General features: G+C 72.1%; 5 protein-coding genes. 2 read left to right on the top strand and 3 right to left on the bottom strand.

All coding sequences use genetic code 11. The features are described from left to right. Together AC32QD_RS01070 and AC32QD_RS01065 are read right to left on the bottom strand one after the other, a co-directional pair. A partial coding sequence (locus tag AC32QD_RS01070; RefSeq protein ID WP_492008627.1) for a RimK-like ATPgrasp N-terminal domain-containing protein occupies positions 1-656 on the bottom strand: 656 nt, incomplete at its 3' end. Then, positions 653-1,825, bottom strand: coding sequence for a peptidase C39 family protein (locus AC32QD_RS01065; protein WP_492008626.1), 1,173 nt, complete (start codon positions 1,823-1,825; stop codon positions 653-655). The genes AC32QD_RS01070 and AC32QD_RS01065, both read right to left, overlap by 4 nt. A gap of 207 nt (positions 1,826-2,032) precedes the next feature. Between AC32QD_RS01065 and AC32QD_RS01060 the strand changes: the two genes are divergently transcribed. Then, complete coding sequence (locus AC32QD_RS01060; RefSeq protein ID WP_492008625.1) at positions 2,033-2,995, top strand: 2OG-Fe(II) oxygenase family protein; 963 nt, start codon at positions 2,033-2,035, stop codon at positions 2,993-2,995. A gap of 8 nt (positions 2,996-3,003) precedes the next feature. Here AC32QD_RS01060 and pepN read toward each other — a convergent pair whose 3' ends face one another. Continuing rightward, positions 3,004-5,706, bottom strand: a complete 2,703-nt coding sequence (pepN, locus tag AC32QD_RS01055) for an aminopeptidase N (RefSeq protein ID WP_492008624.1) — start codon at positions 5,704-5,706, stop codon at positions 3,004-3,006. A gap of 132 nt (positions 5,707-5,838) precedes the next feature. Between pepN and AC32QD_RS01050 the strand changes: the two genes are divergently transcribed. Beyond that, positions 5,839-6,063 (top strand): hypothetical protein (locus AC32QD_RS01050; RefSeq protein ID WP_492008623.1); only part of this gene is annotated, 225 nt, incomplete at its 3' end.

Below are 6,063 nucleotides of genomic sequence, written 5' to 3'. Positions count from 1 at the left end.
TGTTTCAGCGTCCTTGGGTCCGAGGGCGGCAGCTGCTCGGCCGGATCGTAGAGCACGCCGATCGAGTAGCGCGCCGGCACCCGCGGCTTGCCCGAGCGCCAGGCGCGGCGCGCGTGCTGCTCCAGCGTCCCGGCGAAGAAGGCGGTCTCGTCCTCGTTCAGCCGCGTCACCGGGCGCAGCGAAAGGCGCGTGATGCGGGTCCAGGGGCCGCTCTCGTCGGTCGCCAGCGTACACACCAGCGCCGGGGCGCGGAACCAGTCGAACAGCATCCGCGCGAAGCCCGCGCAGGCGGGATGGTCGGGCTTGCCGAAGCAGATCAGCATGCGCTCGGGGCGCGGGCCCTCGGCCTTGGCGAGCTCGCGGTTCAGCAGGTCCTCGAGCTCGGGCAGGGCGCGGGCATAGCCCTCGCGCGAGGACAGGTCGAGGATGGTCTCGACGCTGGGGATCACCCGGTGCCCGCGCGCCTCGGCCAGGAGCGAGGCGTAGTAGCCCGCGCGCTGGTAGTCGTAGGAGCGCGCGAGGTTGATGATCTTGAAGGAGTCGCGCTGGAACACGCCGGGCTTGGAGACATAGTCGCGCACGGTGGCCATGCGATAGGGCGCGCCCAGCTCCTCCATGTCGCGCAGGTCGTCGGCCAGAAGCAGCCAGCCGCTCATCGGTCCCTCGTCTGTCTCTCGGGCGGGATCAGCACCGCCGCGCGCAGCCGCGTGGCGCCCCAGCGCCACATGCGGTCGAGCTCGGCGAACGGGGCGGGGATGTTGGCGGCGTCGGTGGCCGATTCGAACGCCGTGTGCTCGACCCAGGGGTCGTGCAGGAAGACGTGCCGCTCGTCGGCTCCGTGCGCCAGGATCCAGTGCGGCACGCGCTTGCCGAACATGCGGTTGCCCGAGACCAGCAGCAGCGCCAGTGCGCCGCCGCCGAGGCGCTCGGCCAGCTCCCAGACCTCGAGCCGGCGGTGTTGCACGGGGATGCCAAGCGCCGCCGCCCGGGCATGGAACTCGCCCTGCGCCAGCTGCATCACGTTGCGCTTCTCGGCGTTGCGCACGGTTTGCAGCATCAGCAGCCCCGGCTCGGTCACGTAGATCTCGGCGGCGAGGCCCTCCTCGGCCAGCGTGACGGCGAGGCCGTAGGGCTCGCAGCCGCCCAGGCCCGAGGTCAGGAACACCGTGGTCGCCCGGCGCCACAGGCCGATCTCGGCGGTCGGCGTCAGCGCGAACCCGGGCTCGCGCGCCGCTAGCGCCATCATCAGGCAGGCCGAGCCGCAGGTGAACTCGGTGGTCTGCTCGTAGAAGGGGGCGGGGGCGGGCGGCACGCTCTCGGTGCGCAACGGCTTCTCGAGCCGCAGCCCGTCCTCGCCGTTCTCGTAGTAGCCGGGCAGCCTGGCGATCTGGCGATAGCCGGCCCGGCGGTAGAGCGCGAGCGCCGCCGCGTTGCCGACCTCGACCTCGAGCCTGAGCACCGCGCGGTCGGCCGCGTAAGCCGCCGCCTCGGCGTTTGCCAGCAGCCGCGCGCCCAGCCCGCGGCCCTGCGAACCGGGCGCCACGGCCAGCGAATAGAGCCGCGCCGCCGCCGTGCCCTGGCGGAACAGGACCAGGTGATAGCCCGCGACCCGGCCGCCGATCTCGGCGACGCGCAGAATGGCGCGCGGCGAGCCGATGAAGCCGCGGAAGCTGCGCCGGCTGAGCCGGTCGGTTGCGAACACGGCGTTCTCGATCTCGATCAGCGCGGGCAGGTCGTCTGCCGTCGCCTCGCGGATCGTCGGATCGGCCAGGTCGGAGAAGCCGGGGATGTCGTTCAGCGCCGCGGCGCTGTCTGGCTCGGGCATGGGATCGCGGTTGCTGCGTTGCGGTGCAAATCACCGGACAGGCGGGGTTTCTGCGCCCTTTCTTGCGCTCTTCCTCGGGCCCGTGCAAACGGGAAAAAAGCGCGTTGCAAAAATTGCCGGGCGATTGTTGTGTTGGCCGCATCCGCGCCGCCGGTTGGCGTGCGAGTCGGCGGCGCCGCAGGTCCACGCAGGTTGGAGACAGACCCGATGATACCCGTGATCCCCGCCGCGGACGTGCTCGAGGGGCGTGCCGATGCCCGGCTGATCGAGGGCGGCGCGCGCTCGGGCTTCCTGGCGCTTCGCGATGTCGACGCGGCGCTGGGGCTCGCGGCCCCGCGCGCGGCGATGCTGCGGCTGTTCGCCGAAGACGAGTCGGTCAGGCGCGCCATGCTGCGCAACAAGTACGATCCCTCGCGCCCCAACGTCTATCGCGGCTTCTACCCCTGCCGGCCCGAGCAGGGCGGCCTGGTTGAGGGCGTGGACATCGGCCCCGACGTGGCCGACCCGGCGCGGGCGGGCGACGGCGCCGATCCGCTGACCGAGCCGACGCCGATGCCGCCGCTGGCCGGCTGGCGCGAGGCGGCGGGCGCCTATTACGCGGCGCTCGAGGGGCTCGGCCGGGCGCTGGTCGAGGGGCTTTTGCGCGGGCTGGGCGCCGATTCCGGCCGGGCCGGGGCGCTGTTCGACCGCTCGATCTCGACGCTCAGGCTGCTGCACTACCCGGCCCACGCCGTCGAGCACCTGCCCGAGGACCGGCGGATCGACACCGCCCGCGGACCACTGTGGGTGATGACCAAGCCGCACACCGACTCGGGCTTCGTCACGCTGTTGTGGCAGGACGGCACCGGCGGGCTGCAGGCGCAGGCGCCCGACGGCGCCTGGGTCGACGTGCCGCCGGCCGAGGGCGGGCTGGTGGTGAACTTCGGCCAGATGCTGGGCGAGTGGACCGGCGGGCGCATCCGCGCGACGCCGCACCGCGTGCTCGGCGGCCGGGCCGAGCGCGTCTCGGTGCCGTTCTTCTTCGAGCCGGCGGTGGACGCGGTGGTGGCGCCGCTGTTCCCTCAGGAAGGCGGCGAGAGCTTCGTCTACGGCGACTTCCTGTGGGCGCGCATGACCAGCTTCGTCAACTTCCACGGCGTCGAGCGAAAGCCCGCCGCGGCGGTCGGCTGACGGCAACACTAACGGCCGAGGATGCGCTCGACGATCTCGCGGGAGTTGCGCGACAGGCCCTCGGTGCCCGCCATGCGCTCGAGTTCGGCGCGCATCAGCTTCTGGCGCGCCTCGTCGTAGCGGCCCAGCGTCTCGAAGGCCCCCGTCACGCGCGCCGCCGTCTGCGGGTTCGCCCGGTCGAGCTTCAGGAGCCAGTCGGCGACGAAGCGGTAGCCCGAGCCGTCGCGGGCGTGGAAGCCCACCGGGTTGCCCTCGGCGAAGGCGCCGATCAGCGCACGGAAGCGGTTGGGGTTCTTCCAGTCGAAGGCGGGGTGCTGGGTGAGCGCGCGCACCTTCTGCAGCGCTCCCGGCAAGGGCGCGGTGGCCTGCAGCGCCAGCCACTTGTCGATCACCAGCGGGTCGTGCTGCCAGCGCTCGTGGAAGCCGGCGAGCAGGTCGTCGGCCGCCGGGGCGCCCTCGTGCGCAAGCACGCCGAGCGCGGCCAGGCTGTCGGTCATGTTGTCCGCCGCCCTGTACTGCCGCTCGGCCCGGCCGAAGGCCTCGGCGCTGCGGGTCGCGGCCATCAGCCGCAGGCAGGCGTTCCTCAGCGCGCGCTTGCCGGCGGCCTCGGGATCGGGGTCGTAGGGGCCGGACGGGGCCGCCGAGTCATACAGCTCTTCAAGAAGAGGCGTGAGAGTCGCGCCGAGCGTGCGGCGCATCCCGGTCAGGGCGGCCTGGATCGCGTCCGGGTCGGCGTGGCCGCCCCGCCCGGCGATCTCGCGCGACATCTCGTCGATGCCCGGCAGTTCGGCGGCCAGCGCCCGGAAGGCGGGGTCCTGCTCGCCGTCGGCGAGCACGGCGCGCAGCCCCTCGACCCAGGCGGGCGGCACCTCGCCCTCACCCTCGCCCTCACCCGGGCCCTCGCCCGCGACCAGCCTGAGCGCGATGCGGATGGCATAGCCGCGTCCGGCCTCCCAGCGGTTGAAGGGGTCGGTGTCGTGGGCGAGCAGGAAGGCGGATTCCTCGTCCGAGATCTCGCGCTCGAGGATCACCGGGGCGGAGAAGCCGCGCAGCAGCGAGGGCACGGGCTTGCCCTGCCCGTCACCGGCGCCGGCCGGCGGGCCTTCGACCGGCTGCCAGCGCGGCGTGCCGCCGGAGAGCTCGCAGGCAAAGCTTTGCCTGCGCTGGGTCAGCTCCAGCACCTGCGTTGGCGCCAGCTCGTCGCCGTTCGGGCCGATCAGGCCGACCGCGACGGGAACCACCAGCGGCTGCTTCTGTTCCTGTCCGGGGGTGGGCGGCGTGCGCTGGCTGAGCGTCAGCACATAGCGCCCGTCGGCCCAGTGCTCCTCGACGCCGATGCGCGGCGTGCCGGCCTGGCTCCACCAGCGGGCGAAGTGCGAGAGGTCGCGGCCGCTGGCGTCCTCGAAGCATTTGCGGAAATCCTCGATGGTGCAGGCCTGCCCGTCATGGCGCTCGAAGTAGAGGTCCATCGCCTTGCGGTAGCCTGCGGGACCCACCAGCCGGGCCAGCATGCGGATGACCTCGGCGCCCTTCTCGTAGACGGTCGCGGTGTAGAAGTTGTTGATCTCGACATATTCCTCGGGCCGCACCGGGTGCGCCAGCGGCCCTGCGTCCTCGCGGAACTGGCGCGCGCGTAGCATCTTGACGTCAGAGATGCGCTTGACCGCGCGGCTGCGCTGGTCGGCGGTGAACTCCTGGTCGCGGTAGACCGTCAGCCCCTCCTTGAGGCACAGCTGGAACCAGTCGCGGCAGGTGATGCGGTCGCCGGTCCAATTGTGGAAGTACTCGTGCGCGACCACGCCCGCGATGCGCTCGTAGTCGGCATCGGTCGCGGTCTCGGGGCTGGCCAGGATGTACTTGGAGTTGAAGACGTTCAGGCCCTTGTTCTCCATCGCCCCCATGTTGAAGTCGTCGACCGCGACGATCATGAACAGGTCGAGGTCGTATTCGCGGCCGTGCGTCTGCTCGTCCCAGCGCATGGCGCGCTTCAGGCTCTCCATGGCGTGGGCGCACTTGTCCTCGTCGCCGGGGCGCACGTAGATCTTCAGCGCCACATCGCGCCCGCTCATGGTGGTGAAGCTGTCCTCGTGGGCGACGAGCTGTCCAGCCACCAGGGCGAAGAGGTAGGAGGGCTTGGGATAGGGGTCCTCCCACTCGGCGTAGTGCCGGCCCTGACCAAGCTCGCCCGCGCCCACGGGATTGCCGTTCGACAGCAGCACGGGGCAGGCGTCGCGCTCGGCCTCGATGCGCACGCGGAACGGGGCCATCACGTCGGGGCGGTCCGGGTAGTAGGTGATCTTGCGGAAGCCCTCGGCCTCGCACTGCGTGCAGTACATGGCCTTCGACATGTAGAGGCCCTCGAGCGCGGTGTTCGCCTTCGGGTCGGTCTCGGTGACGCAGTTCCAGGTGAAGCGGTCGGCAGGCAGGTTGCCGGCGGGCACGCGCAGCCCTTCGCGCGACAGCTCGGGCTCGACCGGGGTGTCGTCGACCTTCGCTTCGACCAGGGTGAGCTCGCGCCCGTCGAGCACGAGGTCGGCGGGTCCCTCGCCGGCGCGCTCGGGGTTGCGGCGGAAGCGGATGCGCGCCGTCACCCGGGTCGCCTTTGGCGCGAGATCGAAGGTCAGCCGGACTTCGTCGACCAGCCAGTCGGGCGGGCGGTAATCGGCGAGGCGGACCTTCTTGTGCGGCGTCGGGGCGGTGTCGGTGCGCATGGGGGATTCTCCTCTCGGACGGGCGCGAGACTAGCGGCTCGGGCCGAACCTTCCTAGGCCCCCGCCCTCGCCCCTTTCTCGTCCCCCGGCGATCGGATAGAACGGCGCCCGGGCAGTCAGACGGGGCAGGGGATGACGAAACAGGCGCGCGGAGCCAAGGGCCGCGGCCGGCGCAAGGCGCCGGCGAAGCCGCCGCGGCGGCCGGCGCCCCGCGAGCCCGACCCCTGGGCGCAGCTCACGCTGATCGTGCTGGGCGTGGTGCTGGCGCTCAGACTTGGCATCAACGCGCTGGAGCTGGTTCCGGTTCATTTCGGCGAGGCGCAGGCCTGGGCCGACGGCCAGGCGCCGGCGCTGGGC

Source organism: Thermohalobaculum sp. (genome assembly GCF_058622915.1).
Note: the sequence above shows the minus strand (reverse complement) of the source record. Positions and strands in the feature narration are given on the sequence as shown.